This window comes from Streptomyces sp. NPDC059785 (assembly GCF_042732375.1).
Taxonomy (GTDB): Bacteria; Actinomycetota; Actinomycetes; order Streptomycetales; family Streptomycetaceae; genus Streptomyces.
On sequence record NZ_JBHWHV010000040.1, the window covers coordinates 76,100 to 92,987 of the forward strand.

The following is a 16,888-nucleotide window of genomic DNA, read 5'->3' on the forward strand; positions in this document are numbered from 1 at the left end:
CTCCAAGTGGTGCGGCAGGGGAACCCTTGCTTTCTGATGCTGTGCTTCCACTTCCAGTGGACCCTCCCGTACTGGTCAACGCCAGGCGGGAGGCACTAGTTCCCTTGTGCGCGCACCCGCGCGCGTGGGCCGTCCGGGTGAGGGCTCAGAAGAGTCCGGTGCCGGAGAAGCGCAGGATCAGCTGGGGTGCCCCGGAGAGGGCGATTCCGAGGACGGCCGTCAGGGCGATCGCCGCCGTGAGCGGGGCCGGTACGCGGTGCCTGACGGTCTCGCCCTCCGGGGCGCGGAACAGCAGCGCCGTCCACTGGAGGTAGTAGAAGAGCGCGATGACGACGTTGACGGCCATGACCACGGCCAGCCAGCCGAGGCCCGCGTCGACGGCCGCGGAGAAGACGGTGACCTTGGCGAAGAGACCGATGACGCCCGGGGGCAGGCCCGCGAGGCACAGCAGGAAGAAGCCGAGGACCAGGGCGGACAGCGGGCTCGCCGCATAGAGGCCGCGGTAGTCACTGATGCGGTTCAGGGGGCTCTTGCGGGCGACGAGCGCGGCCACGGCAAAGGCGCCGAGGTTCACGGCGGCGTACATCAGGGCGTAGGCCACGGTGGAACCGATGGCCTTCTCGGCGTCCTCGGAGTACCCGGCGGCCGCGATCGGCACCAGGAGGTAACCGGCCTGTCCGACGGAGGACCAGGAGAGCAGGCGGATCGCGCTGTACGCGCGCGTGGCCCGCTGGCGCAGGGCCCCGACGTTCCCGACGGTCATCGTGAGGGCGGCCAGGGCGGCGAGCGCGGGGCCCCAGACGTCCGCGTACGACGGGAAGCCGAGGACGGTGACCAGGATCAGGCCGGAGAAACCGACGGCCTTGCCGACGACCGACAGGTAGGCGGCGATCGGCAGGGGCGCGCCCACGTAGGTGTCGGGCACCCAGAAGTGGAAGGGCACGGCGGCGGTCTTGAACGCGAAGCCGACCAGGGTGAGGACCACTCCGGTCTGGGCCAGCGTGTGGAACTGCCCGTCGACGTGCTGGATGCGGTCCGCGATCCGCGTGAGGTACAGGGTGCCGGTCGTGGCGTACACGAAGCTGATGCCCATGAGGCTGACGGCGGTGGCAGTGACCGAGGACAGGAAGAACTTCAGTGCCGCCTCGGAGGACTTGCGGTCGCCGCGTCTGATGCCGACCAGGGCGAAGGCGGGCAGCGAGGCGACTTCCAGGGCGACGACCAAGGTCGCGAGGTCGCGGGACGCGGGCAGCAGGGCGGCGCCCGCGGCGGAGGAGAGCAGCAGGAACCAGAACTCGCCCTCCGGGAGCTCCCGGTCGGCGTCCCTGAGGGCCGTGACGGACAGCAGGGCGGCCAGGAGGGCGCCCCCTAGGACCAGGAGCTGGACGACGACCGTGAAGCGGTCGGCCGTGTAGCTGCACACACCGGGGTCCCCGGCCAGGCAGAAGGTGGCGCGGTCGCCGTCCAGGAGGGGCAGCAGCAGGAGGGCGGACGCGGCGAGTCCCGCGACGGAGACCCAGCCGAGCAGGGGTTTCCTGGCGTCGCCGACGAAGAGGTCGGCGACGAGCACGGCGAGTCCGACGAGCGCGGTGACGGTGGGCGGCGCGATCGCGAGCCAGTCGACGGACTGGACCAGGGAGCTCATCGGGTGCCTCCTGCGAGGAGCTGCTGCACGGCCGGATCGGTGAGGCCGAGCAGGGCCTTGGGCCAGAGTCCGGCGACGAGGGTGAGGACGACGAGCGGGGTCCAGGCCGCGAACTCGTAGCTCCGGACGTCGGCGAGGCGCGGGGGCTCGTCCTGCGGTACGGCGCCCATGCAGACCCGGCGCACCACGACGAGCATGTACGCGGCGGTGAGCAGGGTGCCGAAGGCGGCGATCGCCATGAACGTCAGGAAGGCCGGGCGGCTGAGGTCGTCCGCGGGCTTGAAAGCACCGAACAGCGCCAGCATCTCGCCCCAGAAGCCGGCGAGGCCCGGCAGTCCGAGGGAGGCGACCGCGCCGAAGGCGAGCAGACCGCCCAGGCGCGGCGCCCGGCCGTAGAGGGCGGCGCCGGTCTCCTGGGCGAGGGTGTCGAGGTCGGTGCTGCCCGTACGGTCCTTCAACGCGCCGACCAGGAAGAAGAGCAGGCCGGTGATGAGGCCGTGGGCGATGTTGGCGAAGAGGGCGCCGTTCACGCCGGTCGGGGTCATCGTCGCGATGCCGAGCAGGACGAAGCCCATGTGGCCGACGGAGGAGTACGCGATGAGGCGCTTGAGGTCGCCCTTGGCGCCCCGCTTGGCGAGGGCGAGGCAGGCCAGGGATCCGTAGATGATGCCGACGACCGCGAGCGCCGCGAGGTACGGCGCGAACGTGCGCATCCCCTCTGGCGCCACCGGCAGCAGAATCCGGACGACCCCGTACGTACCCATCTTCAGCAGGACGCCGGCCAGCAGGACCGAGCCGACGGTGGGCGCGGCGGTGTGGGCGTCCGGCAGCCAGCTGTGCAGCGGCCACATCGGCGTCTTGACCGCGAGCCCGAGCCCGATCGCCAGAACGGCGATGACCTGCACGGATGTGGTCAGCCCGCGGCCGTTGTCAGTGGCGAGTGCCACCATGTCGAATGTGCCGGACTTGATTCCGATCAGGAGCAGGCCCAGCAGCATCACGACCGAACCGAGCAGCGTGTACAGGATGAACTTCCAGGCGGCCCGGGTCCGTTCCGCACCGCCCCACCGGGCGATGAGGAAGTACATCGGGATCAGCACCGTCTCGAAGGCGAGGAAGAACAGCACCAGATCGAGGACGGCGAAGGTCGCGAGGGTGCCGGACTCTAGGACGAGCAGCAGGGCGACGAACGCCTTCGGGGAAGGGCCCGCGGGCATCTTGAAGTAGCTGTAGAGCGCGCAGAGGAAGGTCAGCAGCGCGGTCAGGACCAGAAGGGGGAGGGAGATGCCGTCGATGCCGAGGTGGATCCGCACGTCGAGTGCGGGGATCCAGCTGATGTCCGTCGTGGCCTGCATTCTCGACGGCTGGTCGTGGTCGAAGCCGAGCGCGAGGACGATCGCGGCGATGAGCACCGCCCCGGTGACGGTCACCCCGTGCCGCAGCACGGCCTGCTCGGGCGACTTCCCCTTCAGCCCGGGCGGGGCCGGCAGCAGGGCCGTCACGGCGCCGAGGAGCGGGCCCACGACGATCAACGCGAGAAGGATCTGCATCACTGATTCGCTGATATCGATCACGCCTGCTCACGCTCCCGTGGCGACGAGGAGGACGGCGACCGTCAGGACGACGGTGCCGGCGAGCAGCGCGCTCACATAGGTCTGCACATTGCCGGTCTGGGCCCGCCTGACGGCCTCGCCCAGCCAGCGCGGTAGCGCTCCGGCACCGCTTACGTAGGTCTCGACGACCTCCCGGTCGAGGAACCGCACGAGTGCGGCTCCCGCCAGGACCGGGCGGACGAAGAGCCTGGCGTACAGGGTGTCCAGGTGGAAGCCGACGGCCGCGTGCCGGTGCATCGGACCGAGCAGCAGCCGGCCGGGATCCGCCGGGTCGGGCGCGTACGCCACATTTCCGAACGCGGGTGCGTGGGAGGCGATGGCCTCGGCCTCGACCTGACCGGCGTCCGCGTCGGGGTGGGCGGCCACCGCGCCGAGGGGCACACGGGCCGCGAGTGCGGTGGTGTGCCGCCAGGCCGCGTAGGTGACGATCCCGCCGACGAGCGCCATACCGGTACCGAGCACGGAGGTGGTGAGCACCGGCGTCAGATCACGGCCGTCGAACCAGTCGGGCAGCCGGGCGTACATCAGGCCGAAGGCGAGGGAGGGGACGGCCAGGACCCACAGCACGCTGGTCATGGTGACGGGCTGCCTGCCGTGGTCGGGGGCCTCGGTGCCGTGGCCGCGGAAGGCGAGGAGCCACAGCCGCATGGCGTACGCAGCGGTGAGCACGGCCGTGAGCAGTCCGGCGGTCAGGACGATCCAGCCCGCGGCGCCGGGGACGTGCCCGGCGTGGCCGGTGGCGGCGTGCTCGGCGGCGCCGAGGACGGCCTCCTTGGAGAAGAAGCCGCTGAACGGCGGGATCGCGGCGAGCGCGAGCAGCGCGACGGTCATCGTCCAGTAGGCGTCAGGGACGCGCTCGCGCAGGTCCTTCATCCGGGACATGGCGGCGAGGGAGTTGGTGCCGGAGGCGTGAATGAGCACGCCGGCGGCAAGGAACAGCAGCGCCTTGAAGGCGCCGTGCGACAGGAGGTGGAAGACGGCGGCACCGCGGTCGCCGACGGCCAGGGCGCTGGTCATGTAGCCGAGCTGGCCGATCGTCGAGTAGGCGAGGACGCGCTTGATGTCGTCCTGGGCGAGCGCGGCGAGGGCCGAGCCGAACATCGTGACGGCGGCCATGACGGCGAGGACGATCATCGCGGCCGAGGAGGCGGCGAACACCGGAAGGAGCCGGGCGATGAAGTAGACACCGGCGGCGACCATCGTCGCGGCGTGGATCAGCGCGGAGACGGGCGTGGGGCCCGCCATCGCGTCGGGCAGCCAGGTGTGCAGCGGGAACTGCGCGGACTTGCCCGCCACACCGGCGAGGAGCAGCAGGGCGATCAGCGTCGGGTGGTCCAGGCCGCCGCTCGTGACGGCGCCGAGGACCCGGGTGATGCGGAAGGACCCGGTGTCGGTGGCGAGCGCGAACAGACCGATCAGGAAGGGGACGTCGCCGAGCTTGGTGACCAGGAAGGCCTTGAGCGAGGCGGCGCGGGCCTCCGGGGTCTCCCAGTAGTGGCCGACCAGGAAGTACGAGCAGATGCCCATGATCTCCCAGCCGACCAGCAGCACGATGAGGTCGCCGGAGTAGACGACGAGCAGCATCGCGGAGGTGAAGAGGGAGACGAGAGCGGCATAGGAGGGGTAGCGCGGGTCCTCGCGCAGATAGCCCGTCGAGTAGATCTGCACGCAGGAGGCGACGATTCCGACCACGACGGCGACGAGGGCGGCGAAGCCGTCGATGTGCAGGGCGAGTTCGATGGGGACCGAGCCGGTGGGCGTCAGTTCGGTGGCGGCGTCGACGGCCCGGTCACCGCCCTGGCGCACGGCGACCAGTACGGCGAGGGCGAGCGAGACCAGGCTCGGCAGGACCGCGAGGGGGCGTACGAACCCGGGGGCGGTGCGGCCCAGGAGCAGGCCGGCCGCGGCGCCCAGGAACGGAAGGAGTGGGACGAGGACGGCGAGGGTGGTCGTGGTCACGCGGTGGCCTCTGCCTTCTCGGCCGTCGCGGGCGCGGAGGACCCGGGTCGGTCGCCGTCGGGTCCGTCGCCGTCGGGTCCGTCGCCGTCAGGGTCGTCGTCGCCGGTCTCGGCGGTGTCGCGGAGCTTGTCGATGTCCGAGGTGCCGCGGTTGCGGTACACGGCGAGGACGATCGCCAGGCCGATGCCGATCTCGGCGGCGGCGATGGCGATGGTGAACAGGGTCAGCGCCTGGCCGGAGTGCAGGGTGTCGCGGGCGGCCTTGGAGAGCCAGACGTCGAAAGCAACGAGGTTGAGGTTGACGGCGTTGAGCATCAGCTCGACGGACATCAGGACGAGGATCGCGTTGCGGCGGGCCAGGACTCCGTACAGGCCCGTGCAGAACAGGAGGGCGGAGAGGACGGCGGGATAGGCGAGGTGCATCAGCGGGTCCCTTTCCCTTCCTTGGCCGGGGGCTGCGCGGCGGGGGCCGGGCCGGACGGGGCGGACTCGCCGGTCGCTGCGGGTCCGGCGGCGGCGCGGGGTGACGGGCCGTCGGCCGGGGCGGCGTCGTCCGCGGCCGGCTTGCGGGAAAGGACGATGGCGCCGACGAGGGCGGCGAGGAGCAGGACCGACAGGGCCTCGAACGGGAGCACCCAGTTCTGGAAGAGGCTCTCGCCGGTCACGGCGGTGGAGCCCGCGGGGGCGCCGTCCAGGTCGACCCAGGTCGTGCGGAAGGCATCGACGACGACCCACACCAGGGCGGCGGCCGCGGCGACGGCCACGGTCAGGGCGGCCCAGCGGTTGCCGGAGTCGGCGTCCGGCGAGCGGCCGATGGGCGCCCGGGTCAGCATCAGCCCGAAGAGAAGGAGGACGACGACGGAACCGACGTAGATCAGCACCTGCACCCACGCGATGAACTCGGCGGTGAGCAGGAGGTACTCGACGGCGAGACCGCCGAGCGCGACCACCAGCCACAGGGCGGCGTGCACGAGCTGCTTGGTGGTGACGGTCACGATCGCGGCGCCGAAGGTGACGAGGCCGACGAGGAGGAAGGCGATCTCGACGCCGGTCGGGGAGAGGAAGCCGTGGCTCCCGGCGGCGGCGGTCGTGGTCCGCGCCGCGGTGGCTGTGGCGGTAGCGGTGGCGGTAGTTGTGGCGGTGACGGTGGCTGCGATGAGGCTCACGACTCGCCCTCCTGGGGGTCGCGTTCGGCAGCCGGCTGCTCGGCCTGCGCCGCCGGCTCGGCCCCCGCCGACCGCTCAGCCTGCGCCGCCTGCTCGGCCTGCTCGGCCTGCGCTGCTTGCTGGGGCTGCCCGGCCTGCGTCGACCGCTCGGCTCGCTCGGCCTGCGTCGACCGCTCGGCCTGCGCCGGCCGCCCGGCTTGCTCCGTCTGCTCTGCTTGCTCCGTCCGCTGGGCCTGCTCGACCTGGCTGGCCTGCTCGGCCTGCTCGACCTGGCTGGCCTGCTCGGCCTGCTCGGCCTCCTGGGCCTGCCGGACCTGCTCAGCGTGCTCAGCCTGCTGGGCTTGTTCGGTGGCGAGTTTGTCGGCGGTCTTGCGGGCCGCGATGAGTTCCTTGGGTTCTTCGGCGGCCGGGTCGAGGGCGGGCGGGGCCGGGACCGTCCACATCCACTCGCGGAGTTTGTCGCGCTCGTGGGTGAGTTCGTGGATGTCGGTCTCGGCGTACTCGAACTCCGGGGACCAGAAGAGGGCGTCGAAAGGACAGACCTCGATGCAGATACCGCAGTACATGCACAGGGAGAAGTCAATGGCGAACCGGTCGAGGACGTTGCGGCTGCGCTCGCGACCGCCGGGGGCGGCGGGCGGGACCGTCTCCTTGTGGGAGTCGATGTAGATGCACCAGTCCGGGCACTCGCGGGCGCACAGCATGCAGACCGTGCAGTTCTCCTCGAAGAGGGCGATGACACCGCGGGAACGGGGCGGCAGTTCGGGCTGGACGTCCGGGTACTGGTCGGTGACGGTCTTCTTCGTCATCGTGCGCAGGGTGACGGCCAGGCCCTTGGCGAGACCGCTGCCGGGGAACGGAGGCACTAGGAGATCACCACCTTGACGATGCCGGTGAGGGCGATCTGGGCGAGGGAGAGCGGGACGAGAAGGGTCCAGGAGAACTTCTGCAACTGGTCCTCGCGGAGCCGGGGGTAGGTGACGCGCAGCCAGATCACGACGAACGCGAGGATCGCGGTCTTGAGCAGGGTCCAGACCCAGCCGAGGCCGTCGGCGCCCCAAGGGCCGTGCCAGCCGCCCAGGAACAGGACGGTGGTGAGGCCGCAGAGGACGACGATGCCGGCGTACTCGGCGAGGAGGAACAGGGCGAAACGGAGGCCGGTGTACTCGGTGTACGCGCCGAAGATGATCTCCGAGTCGGCGACCGGCATGTCGAACGGGGGCCGTTGGAGTTCGGCGAGGCCCGCGACGAAGAAGACGATCGCGCCGACGATCTGCCAGGGCAGCCACCACCACTCGAAGGCGTCGAGGATGCCGGGGAGGGAGACCGTGCCCGCCGCCATGGCGACCGAGGCAGCGGCGAGGAGCATGGGGAGTTCGTAGGAGAGGAGTTGCGCCGCCGTGCGCAGGCCGCCCAGGAGGGAGAACTTGTTGGCCGAGGCCCAGCCCGCCATGAGCGAGCCGAGAACACCGACGCCCATCACGGCGAGAACGAAGAAGATGCCGGCGTCGATGACCTCGCCGACCGCGCCCTCGCCCGGGCCGATCGGGATGGCGACCAGGACGAGCAGGTACGGGAGGAGGGCGACGGCGGGCGCGAGCTGGAAGATACGGCGGTCCGCGCCGGCCGGGACGACGTCTTCCTTCTGTGCGAACTTCACGCCGTCGGCGACCAGTTGGGCCCAGCCGTGGAAGCCGCCTGCGTACATCGGGCCGAGGCGGCCCTGCATGTGGGCCATCACCTTGTGCTCGGTCTGACCGACGATCAGCGGGAAGGTCAGGAACACGACGAAGACGACGAGGAGTCGCAGGGCGACGTCCAGAGCGTCGTTCACTGCGCGCCTCCTGCGGGATTGTCTGGGGTGTCGTTGTGGGGGGTGTGACTGTCGGGGGTGTGACTGTCGGGGGTGCCCTTGTCGGTGGGGGCGGCCTCCGGCTCGTTGGCCTCGGGCCCGGCGGCCTCGGGCGTCCCCTCCGTGACGGAGTCGCGCTGGCGCTTCGGTTCGCCCTCGCGCTTCGGTTCGCCCTCGCGCTTCGGTTCGCCCTCGCGCCTCGGTTCGCCCTCGCGCCTCGGTTCGCCCTCGCGCCTCGGTTCGCCCTCGCGCCTCGGTTCGCCCTCGCGCCTCAGTTCGCCCTCGCGCCTCAGTTCGCCCTCGCGCCTCAGTTCGCCCTCGCGCCTCAGTTCGCCCTCGCGCCTCAGTTCGCCCTCGCGCTTGGCTTCGCTGTCGTCGAAGGCGGGCCGGGCGTGGTGCCACGGGGCGTCCGAGCTGCGTGGGGCGGCGGGGGCCTTGGCCGGGGTTTCGGGTGCGGGGGCCTCCGGCGGCGTCTTGGTACCTTCCTGCGCCGACGGCGCATCCGTACCGCCCGTCGCCCGCTGACTCGCCGACCCTGCCGACGCACTCCGGGCCCGGCGAGGCGTCACCGCACCGCTCACCGCACCGCTCGCCGCACCGCTCGCCGCACCGCCGGTCGAAGCCGCATCACCCACCGCCGCGCCACCCACCGCTGCGCCACTCCCCGCCGCACCGCTCCCCGCCGCACCGCTCGCGTCCGGCTTCGGCGGCTGCTGGCTCGCCGAGCCCCCGCTCGCCGTGCGGGTGCGGCGTGCGGGACGGTCACCCGCCGCGGAACCCGCACCCGCACCCGGACGGGCCGCACCCGCACCCGCGCCCGTGCCCGGACGGGCCGCGCCCGCGCGGCGGGCCGGGCGGGCCGGGGCCGGTGGGAGCTGGCCCTTGAGCGGGCCCCACTCGTTGGGGTCGGGGACGCCCGGTGGCAGCATCTGGCGGCGCTTGGGGCCGCCGTGGTCCGCGGACTCGCCGGGCTCCTTGGCGCCCGGCCACGCCTTGGCGACGCGGGCGGCGAGGACGAAGTCCTTGCGCAGGGGGTGCCCCTCGAAGCCCTCGGGCAGGAGGAGCGGGTCGAGGCCGGGGTGGCCCTCGAAGCGCACGCCGAACATTTCGTGGGTCTCGCGCTCGTGCCAGGCGGCGCCCGCGAAGACGGCGACCGCCGACGGCAGTACGGCGGCCTCGTGCGGGACGGTCGTGCGGACGAGCAGGCGCCGTACCGGCGAGAGGGCCACCACGTGGGCGGAGACCCGGAAGCCGGTGCCGGGTTCGTCGACGGCGCTCAGCCAGTCGAAGTAGGTGCAGCCGAGCGTGTCACGTGCCGTCTCCAAGGCGGCGGTCCAGGACGCGGACGGTACGTCGACCGTCAGGACCTGGTAGGACTCCTCGGCCGTGGCGTCGGGGCCGAAGAGTTCCTCGGCGGGGGCGGGCAGCCAGCCGACGGTCATCGGCCCTCCCCTTCGGTCCCGGCGGTCCCGGCGGTCCCGGCGGTCCCGGGGTTCCCGGCCTTCCCGGCGTCCCTTGAAGTCCCCGTCTCCCCCGCACCTCGCGCGCCTCCCGCACCTCGCGCGCCTCCCGCCTCCGGCGGCCGTACCAAGCCGCTCTGGAGGGCGGCCGCCGACGGGCGGGGCGAGCTGCCGTAGCGCTCGCCCAGGGACTCGCGGGCGATCTTCTCCTGGAGTTTCAGGATGCCCTGGAGGAGGGCCTCGGGGCGGGGCGGGCACCCGGGGACGTAGACGTCGACGGGGATGATCTGGTCGACGCCCTTGGTCACCGAGTACGAGTCCCAGTACGGGCCGCCGCAGTTGGAGCAGGCGCCGAAGGAGATGACGTACTTGGGTTCGGGCATCTGCTCGTACAGGCGCTTCACGGCCGGGGCCATCTTGTCGGTGACCGTGCCGGAGACGACCATCAGGTCCGCCTGGCGCGGGCCGGGCGCGAAGGGGATCACGCCGAGGCGGATGAAGTCGTGGCGGGCCATGGAGGCCGCGATGAACTCGATGGCGCAGCAGGCGAGGCCGAAGTTGAAGACCCAGAGGCTGTAGCGGCGGCCCCAGTTGAGGACCACCTTCATCGGCTCGGGGGCCAGCCGGGCGAGGGCGCCCAGCCGCTTCGGCTCGGGCAGCAACACCGGTCCGGCCGGCTCCGGAGCCACGCCGGTCGAGGTGGCGTCGGCCGAGGCCGCACTCGCGCCCGGTTTCACGTCCGCCGGGTTCACGTCCATGTGAGGACGCCCTTCTTGTATGCGTACAGCAGGCCCACGGCCAGGAAGCCGAGGAAGATGAACATCTCCACGAGCGTCGTCGCGCCGTATCCGGCGCGGGCGTAGACGGTCGCCCACGGGAACAGGAAGATCGAGTCGACCGCGAAGATCACGTACAGGAACGCGTACACGTAATAGCGGACCTGGGTGTGCGCCCAGCCCTCGCCCACGGGGTCGACGCCGCACTCGTACGTCAGGAGTTTCTCGGGGGTCGGCACCACGGGCCGCAGCAGCCGGCCGGCGCCGAAGGCCACGGCGACGAACAGGACGCCGACGACGGCGAGCAGTCCGACGACGGAGTACGACTGGAAGTAGTCCGCCGCGCCGGCGGTCGGTTGCGGCACGTCCGCCCCTCGCTTCCTGACCTCGCGGTCGTCGTGGTCCCGTAGCGCGGGCCCGTGCGGTGAACCCGCAGCACGAGTCCGCTGTGCGGACCCGCAGCACGAGCCCGTGATGTGAACCCGCAGCGCGGGCCCGTGCGATGAACCCGCAGCGCGGGCCCGTGAGGTGAACCCGCAGCACGAGCCCGCTGTGCGGACCCGTAGCGCGGGCCCATTGCGCAGTCCCGTAGCGCGGGCCCGTGTCGTGGACCCGGTGATTCGACGATCTGTACGCACGGGAGTCTAGGGCCTGCTAAGGAGACCGTAAGCAGCCCGTCACTCCTCGGGACGGACGGACCGCCGGGCGGCGCACCGCGGGGTGGGGTTTTCCCCCGTCGGATCGCGGCGGTCCACCTCATGGCGGAGCGGCCCGCCGCCAGGCACGCTGACCCATATGACCGAACGCTTCTCACCCCCCGGCCCCGTGGACGCGACGACGTCCCGCGGAGAGCGGCCGCCGCCCGCCCGTCTGGCCGTCTACGAGCGGCAGACGTGGAAGGAGATCGCGCATCTCCTGGCCAACCTGCCGGTGTCGATCATCGGCTTCGTCTACGTCGTCGGGTTCCTGTTCACCGGTGCCGGGCTGGCGGTCACGGTCGTCGGACTGCCGCTGCTGTCGCTGGGGCTGCTCGGCGCGCGGCAGCTCGGCAAGGCGGAGCGGGCGCGGGCGCGAAAGCTCCTGGGGGTGCGGATCGACGAGCCGAGCCGGCTGCGGGTGCGCAGGGCGGGCTTCTTCCGGTGGCTGTGGTCGAGCCTGAAGGACCCGGTGGGCTGGCGGACGACGCTGTACGAGTTCATCCGGCTGCCCTGGGGCATCGTGACCTTCACCGTCACGCTGATGTCGCTGTTCCTGCTGTGGCCGGTGCTGCCGTACCTGGCGCGCGGGCTGACCAATGTGGACCGGGCGATGGTGCGCGGGCTGCTGATCCCGTCCGACGAACTGGAGCGGCGGATCGCCGAACTGGAGTCGGACCGCGGGGTCGTGGTGGACACGGCCGCCGCCGATCTGCGGCGCATCGAACGCGATCTGCACGACGGGGCGCAGGCCCGGCTGGTGAACCTGGCGATGGGGCTCGGCCTGGCCAAGGAGAAGCTGCTGGAGGGTCAGGCCGACGACAGCGTGGCGCTGATGGTGGAGGAGGCGCACGGCGAGGTGAAGCTCGCCCTCCAGGAGCTGCGCGATCTGGCCCGCGGCATCCACCCGGCGGTACTGACGGACCGCGGCCTGGACGCCGCCCTGTCGGCGGTGGCCTCGCGCTGCACGGTGCCGGTGAAAGTCACCGTCGACCTGGCGACCAGACCGGCCGCGGCCATCGAGGGCATCGCCTACTTCACCGTCTCCGAGCTGCTCCAGAACATCAGCAAGCACAGCGCGGCGCGGACCGCGTCGGTCGAGGTGTGGCGGACCGACGACCGGCTGCTCGTCCAGGTCTGGGACGACGGCCGCGGCGGGGCCTCCCTCGACGGGGGTACGGGGATGGCGGGCCTCGCGGACCGGCTCGGCGCGGTCGACGGGCTGTTCGTCGTCGAGTCCCCGGCGGGCGGCCCGACCACGGTCACGGCGGAGCTGCCGTGGCGGGAGCGGCAGGCGGGCGACGACGCCAAGCTCTCCCACCGCACGCCGGGGAAGTGACCCGCCCCCGCCTCCGGCCCCTCCGACGCCTCCAGCCCCTCCAGCCCCTCCGGGGTAGGGAAAACCCCCGCCCCAAGACGCCGATGGACCGCATGGTCCGTCGGCGTCCGCCGCAGCAGGCTGGGACTACGACAGCGGACATGCGCGACAGCCACGGACGCCGGACGGGAACGCGGCGCACAGCGAGACGAAGACGCGGCGCACGCCGGACGAGGACGCAGCGCACGCCGAGTGGATGACGAGTAGAAACGGACGGAGCCGATGGCCACGGAGTACGGGCAGGGATACGGGCGGCACAGCGGGTCCGGGTTCCAGGGGCTGGGTGCCGAGGACCGCCGGCACCGGCTGCCGGCCGCGCTGCGGGCGCCGCTGGAGGGGCGCACCTGGCGCGAGTTCGGGTATCTGATGCTGAGCCTGCCGATCAGCATCCTCATGTTCGTCTACGTCATCACCATGGTCTCGCTGGGCCTCGGCCTGCTGATCACCTTCCTCGGGATACCGGTGCTGGCGGCGGCGCTGGCCGGCGGCCGCGGGTTCGGCGTGCTGGAGCGGGCGCGGGCCCGTGGCCTGCTGGGCCTGGAGGTCGCCGAGCCGGAGCCGCTGCGCAAGAAGGGCCGGGGCCTGATGGCGACGACGGGCGCGCTGCTCAAGAGCGGCACGTCCTGGCGGCACCTGCTGTACGCGGTGCTGCACTTCCCCTGGGCGGTGTTCGCGTTCTCGGTGTCGCTCGCGTTCTGGGCGTACGGCTGGGCGATGCTGACGTACCCGGTGTGGTTCTGGCTCTTCCCCATGTACGGCGGACAGGACGGGCTTCAGCTCTACGGCGACGAGACGCACCGCATCTACCTGGACAACCCCTTCGAGATCGGGGTGACCGCGCTGGTGGGGCTGCTGTTCACGATGGCCACGCCGTGGATCGTACGGGCGCTGACGAGCGTCGACCGGCTGCTGGTGCACGGGCTGCTCGGGCCGTCGAAGCTGGCGACCCGGGTGGTGGAGCTGGAGTCGGACCGCGGTGTCGTCGTGGACACGGCCGCGGCGGACCTGCGGCGCATCGAGCGGGATCTGCACGACGGGGCGCAGGCCCGGCTGGTCGCGCTGGCGATGGACCTGGGCCTGGCGAAGGAGAAGCTGGCGGAGGACCCGCGGGAGGCCGCGCGGATGGTCGGTGAGGCGCACGGCGAGGTGAAGACGGCGCTCCAGGAGCTGCGGGACCTGGCGCGCGGCATCCACCCGGCGGTGCTGACGGACCGCGGTCTGGACGCCGCCCTGTCGGCGGTCGCCTCCCGGTGCACGGTGCCGGTGCAGGTGGACGTGGACCTGCCGGCCCGTCCCGCGCCCGCGATCGAGGGCATCGCCTACTTCACCGTCTCCGAGCTGCTCCAGAACATCAGCAAGCACTCCCGGGCCCGGCGGGCCACGGTGGACGTGTGGCGGGTGGAGAACCGGCTGATGCTCCAGGTCACGGACGACGGCGTGGGCGGCGCGGAGGTCTCGCCCGGGTCGGGTCTCGCGGGCCTCGCGGAACGGCTCGACGCGGTCGACGGCATCCTGGCGGTCGACTCCCCCGTGGCGGGCCCGACCCGCGTCACCGCGGAACTGCCCTGGCGCGGCTGACGGAACTCCCCTGGCGCGAGTGACGGAACTGCCCTGGCGCGAGTGACCGAGGACGCCCCGCCCCCACACCCGCGTCCTGACGCCCCGGTGCCCGGCCCGTCCGGCACCGGGGCGCGGCCCGCCCCCCGTCGGTACGGCCGCACCACCCACCGCTGCGCGACGCCACCTACCGCTGCGCGACGCCACCCCCTGCCCCGCGGAGCCACCCCCTGCCCCGCGGAGCCACCCCTTGGTGCGCGACACGCCCCCTGGTCCGCACCGGCCGGAATCGGCCGTCCGGTGTCCCCCGTTCCGTTGCTTATTCATGTTGCCCGGGCGCGACGAGGTCCGAATGCTGGGATGCTGGTGCTGTCATTCGAACAGGGACGGACGGACCGGTGCGGGCGGGGCCGGCGACCGGTGCGGGCCGGTACTCAGGGCTGTGGGGGGCCGAGGATCGTGGAGGACAGAGTGCGCGTGGTCATCGCCGAGGATTCAGTGCTGCTCAGGGAGGGCCTGACCCGGCTGCTGACCGACCGTGGGCACGACGTCGTGGCCGGCGTGGGCGACGGGGACGCGCTGATCAAGACGATCACGGAGTTCGCGGCGCAGGACGCGCTGCCCGACGTGGTGGTCGCCGACGTACGGATGCCGCCGACGCACACCGACGAAGGGGTCCGCGCGGCGGTGCAGCTGCGCAAGCAGCATCCCGGGCTCGGCGTGCTGGTGCTGTCGCAGTACGTGGAGGAGCAGTACGCCACCGAACTGCTGGCCGGTTCCAGCCACGGTGTGGGCTATCTGCTCAAGGACCGGGTGGCCGAAGTCCGGGAGTTCGTCGACGCGGTGGTGCGGGTGGCCCAGGGGGGCACCGCGCTGGACCCGGAGGTGGTGGCGCAGCTCCTCGGGCGCAGCCGCAAGCAGGACGTCCTCGCCGGGCTGACGCCGCGGGAGCGCGAGGTCCTGGGGCTGATGGCCGAGGGGCGGACGAACTCCGCGATAGCCCGTCAGCTCGTGGTCAGCGACGGCGCGGTGGAGAAGCACGTCAGCAACATCTTCCTGAAGCTGGGGCTGTCCCCGAGCGACGGGGATCACCGGCGTGTTCTCGCGGTCCTCACCTACCTCAACTCGTGAGTAGCTGACACTGTGTCAGCTGTCGGGCGGGTACGGGTGGCGGGGCGGAGGTGTCCAGTGCGTGACCGGACACGTTCGCCGCGTCCCGGGTAGCAGAACCCGGGGGACGGACCGGAGCGTCTTCAGGAAAGCGCCGGGGGGCGTACGGATCAGCGCCGGGGGGGCGAACAGATCATGGCAACCGGCAACTCGGACCGCGGTCCCGGCCGTCGCCTCGGATCGCTTCCCGACCGACGGTTCGGATCGCTTCCCGACCGACGGTTCGGATCGCTTCCCGACCGACGGTTCGGATCGCTTCCCGACCGGCAACTCGGATCGCGGTCCCGAGCGACGACTCGGATCGCGTTCCAGGGTGCCGGCCGGGGCGTCCGGCCGTCTCATGACGACGTCCGTCATACGAATGGCCCAAGGAAGGCGACCCTTACCGACGTAGGCTTGATCCTGGGAAGGTCGCCGGGACGACCACTCCCGGTCAGCCGCCTCGAAGGAGGTCCAGTTCAGTGACCAGCAAGGTCAGCAGCGCAGCGGAACAGGCCGACACCACCCTCGTGGGAGAACAGCGCGCCTCGGCGAACACCAAGAACGTCCGCCGACTCGACCGTGTCATCATCCGCTTCGCCGGCGACTCGGGCGACGGAATGCAGCTCACCGGCGATCGTTTCACCTCGGAGACGGCGTCCTTCGGCAACGACCTGTCGACGCTGCCGAACTTCCCGGCCGAGATCCGTGCCCCCGCGGGCACGCTGCCGGGCGTCTCGTCCTTCCAGCTGCACTTCGCCGACCACGACATCCTCACCCCCGGCGACGCGCCGAACGTGCTGGTCGCCATGAACCCCGCGGCGCTCAAGGCCAACCTCGGCGACGTGCCGCGCGGCGCCGAGATCATCGTCAACACCGACGAGTTCACCAAGCGGGCGATGCAGAAGGTCGGCTACGCGACCTCGCCGCTGGAGGACGGTTCGCTGGACGGCTTCAGCGTCCACCCGGTCCCGCTGACGACGCTCACCGTCGAGGCGCTCAAGGACTTCGACCTGTCCCGCAAGGAGGCCGAGCGCTCCAAGAACATGTTCGCGCTGGGCCTGCTGAGCTGGATGTACCACCGGCCGACCGAGGGCACCGAGAAGTTCCTCGCCACCAAGTTCGCGAAGAAGCCCGACATCGCGGCCGCCAACCTCGCCGCGTTCCGGGCGGGCTGGAACTTCGGCGAGACGACGGAGGACTTCGCCGTCAGCTACGAGGTGGCCCCGGCGGCCCAGGCGTTCCCGGCGGGCACGTACCGCAACATCTCCGGGAACCTGGCGCTGTCGTACGGCCTGATCGCCGCGAGCCGGCAGGCCGATCTGCCGCTGTACCTGGGTTCGTACCCGATCACTCCCGCCTCCGACATCCTGCACGAACTGAGCCGGCACAAGAACTTCGGCGTCCGCACCTTCCAGGCCGAGGACGAGATCGCGGGCATCGGGGCGGCGCTGGGCGCGGCCTTCGGCGGCTCGCTGGCCGTCACCACCACCTCGGGCCCCGGCGTGGCGCTGAAGTCCGAGACGATCGGTCTCGCCGTCTCGCTCGAACTGCCGCTGGTCGTCATCGACATCCAGCGCGGCGGCCCCTCTACCGGACTGCCCACCAAGACCGAACAGGCCGACCTGCTCCAGGCGAT

The 16,888-nt window shown here is 71.9% G+C and carries 13 protein-coding genes and 1 pseudogene; 4 read left to right on the plus strand and 10 right to left on the minus strand.

Annotation, left to right across the window (positions count from 1 at the left end):
- Window positions 1–145 precede the first annotated feature (145 nt).
- From ACFV6E_RS27480 to ACFV6E_RS27525, 10 genes and pseudogenes are all read right to left on the minus strand, one after another.
- Complete coding sequence (locus ACFV6E_RS27480; RefSeq protein ID WP_385465211.1) at window positions 146–1,645, minus strand: NADH-quinone oxidoreductase subunit N; 1,500 nt, start codon at window positions 1,643–1,645, stop codon at window positions 146–148.
- Window positions 1,642–3,219: an NADH-quinone oxidoreductase subunit M gene (locus ACFV6E_RS27485; protein ID WP_385465213.1), complete on the minus strand. Its 1,578-nt coding sequence runs from the start codon at window positions 3,217–3,219 to the stop codon at window positions 1,642–1,644. The genes ACFV6E_RS27480 and ACFV6E_RS27485 overlap by 4 nt, the downstream gene beginning before the upstream one ends.
- Before the next feature lie 6 nt (window positions 3,220–3,225).
- Window positions 3,226–5,217 (minus strand): NADH-quinone oxidoreductase subunit L, encoded by a 1,992-nt coding sequence (locus tag ACFV6E_RS27490; RefSeq protein WP_385465216.1) that lies wholly within the window; start codon window positions 5,215–5,217, stop codon window positions 3,226–3,228.
- The gene (gene nuoK / locus ACFV6E_RS27495) at window positions 5,214–5,639 is read right to left on the minus strand and encodes an NADH-quinone oxidoreductase subunit NuoK (RefSeq protein WP_385169977.1); all 426 of its coding nucleotides are present in this window, start codon (window positions 5,637–5,639) and stop codon (window positions 5,214–5,216) included. The genes ACFV6E_RS27490 and nuoK overlap by 4 nt, the downstream gene beginning before the upstream one ends.
- A complete protein-coding gene (locus ACFV6E_RS27500; protein ID WP_385465238.1) occupies window positions 5,639–6,373 on the minus strand; it encodes an NADH-quinone oxidoreductase subunit J in 735 nt (244 codons plus the stop codon). The genes nuoK and ACFV6E_RS27500 overlap by 1 nt, the downstream gene beginning before the upstream one ends.
- Before the next feature lie 269 nt (window positions 6,374–6,642).
- Window positions 6,643–7,248: pseudogene (locus ACFV6E_RS27505) on the minus strand (NuoI/complex I 23 kDa subunit family protein); the annotation flags it as partial.
- Window positions 7,248–8,216, minus strand: coding sequence for an NADH-quinone oxidoreductase subunit H (locus tag ACFV6E_RS27510; protein ID WP_385465219.1), 969 nt, complete (start codon window positions 8,214–8,216; stop codon window positions 7,248–7,250). The pseudogene ACFV6E_RS27505 and the gene ACFV6E_RS27510, both read right to left, overlap by 1 nt.
- Complete coding sequence (locus ACFV6E_RS27515) at window positions 8,213–9,676, minus strand: NADH-quinone oxidoreductase subunit C (protein ID WP_385465222.1); 1,464 nt, start codon at window positions 9,674–9,676, stop codon at window positions 8,213–8,215. The genes ACFV6E_RS27510 and ACFV6E_RS27515 overlap by 4 nt, the downstream gene beginning before the upstream one ends.
- Window positions 9,673–10,452: an NADH-quinone oxidoreductase subunit B gene (locus ACFV6E_RS27520; RefSeq protein ID WP_385465225.1), complete on the minus strand. Its 780-nt coding sequence runs from the start codon at window positions 10,450–10,452 to the stop codon at window positions 9,673–9,675. Before ACFV6E_RS27520 ends, ACFV6E_RS27515 begins: the two co-directional genes overlap by 4 nt.
- Entirely contained in the window at window positions 10,443–10,835 is a 393-nt protein-coding gene (locus tag ACFV6E_RS27525; RefSeq protein WP_385465227.1) for an NADH-quinone oxidoreductase subunit A, read from the minus strand. Before ACFV6E_RS27525 ends, ACFV6E_RS27520 begins: the two co-directional genes overlap by 10 nt.
- A 430-nt stretch (window positions 10,836–11,265) precedes the next feature.
- Between ACFV6E_RS27525 and ACFV6E_RS27530 the strand changes: the two genes are divergently transcribed.
- The 4 genes from ACFV6E_RS27530 to ACFV6E_RS27545 all read left to right on the plus strand — a co-directional run.
- Window positions 11,266–12,504: a sensor histidine kinase gene (locus tag ACFV6E_RS27530; RefSeq protein WP_385465230.1), complete on the plus strand. Its 1,239-nt coding sequence runs from the start codon at window positions 11,266–11,268 to the stop codon at window positions 12,502–12,504.
- Window positions 12,505–12,765: 261 nt separating this feature from the next.
- Complete coding sequence (locus tag ACFV6E_RS27535) at window positions 12,766–14,121, plus strand: sensor histidine kinase (RefSeq protein WP_385169993.1); 1,356 nt, start codon at window positions 12,766–12,768, stop codon at window positions 14,119–14,121.
- Window positions 14,122–14,571: 450 nt separating this feature from the next.
- Complete coding sequence (locus tag ACFV6E_RS27540; protein WP_385170000.1) at window positions 14,572–15,231, plus strand: response regulator; 660 nt, start codon at window positions 14,572–14,574, stop codon at window positions 15,229–15,231.
- A gap of 500 nt (window positions 15,232–15,731) precedes the next feature.
- The coding region (locus ACFV6E_RS27545) for a 2-oxoacid:acceptor oxidoreductase family protein (protein ID WP_385465233.1) at window positions 15,732–16,888 on the plus strand (1,157 nt) is incomplete at its 3' end.

What these genes read in the sequence shown, in the direction of transcription:
- ACFV6E_RS27515 (WP_385465222.1), bottom strand. Translation starts at nt 9,676, where the DNA reads ATGACCGTCGGCTGGCTGCCCGCCCCCGCCGAGGAACTCTTCGGCCCC.
- ACFV6E_RS27535 (WP_385169993.1), top strand. Translation starts at nt 12,766, where the DNA reads ATGGCCACGGAGTACGGGCAGGGATACGGGCGGCACAGCGGGTCCGGG.
- ACFV6E_RS27480 (WP_385465211.1), bottom strand. Translation starts at nt 1,645, where the DNA reads ATGAGCTCCCTGGTCCAGTCCGTCGACTGGCTCGCGATCGCGCCGCCC.
- ACFV6E_RS27530 (WP_385465230.1), top strand. Translation starts at nt 11,266, where the DNA reads ATGACCGAACGCTTCTCACCCCCCGGCCCCGTGGACGCGACGACGTCC.
- ACFV6E_RS27520 (WP_385465225.1), bottom strand. Translation starts at nt 10,452, where the DNA reads ATGGACGTGAACCCGGCGGACGTGAAACCGGGCGCGAGTGCGGCCTCG.
- nuoK (WP_385169977.1), bottom strand. Translation starts at nt 5,639, where the DNA reads ATGCACCTCGCCTATCCCGCCGTCCTCTCCGCCCTCCTGTTCTGCACG.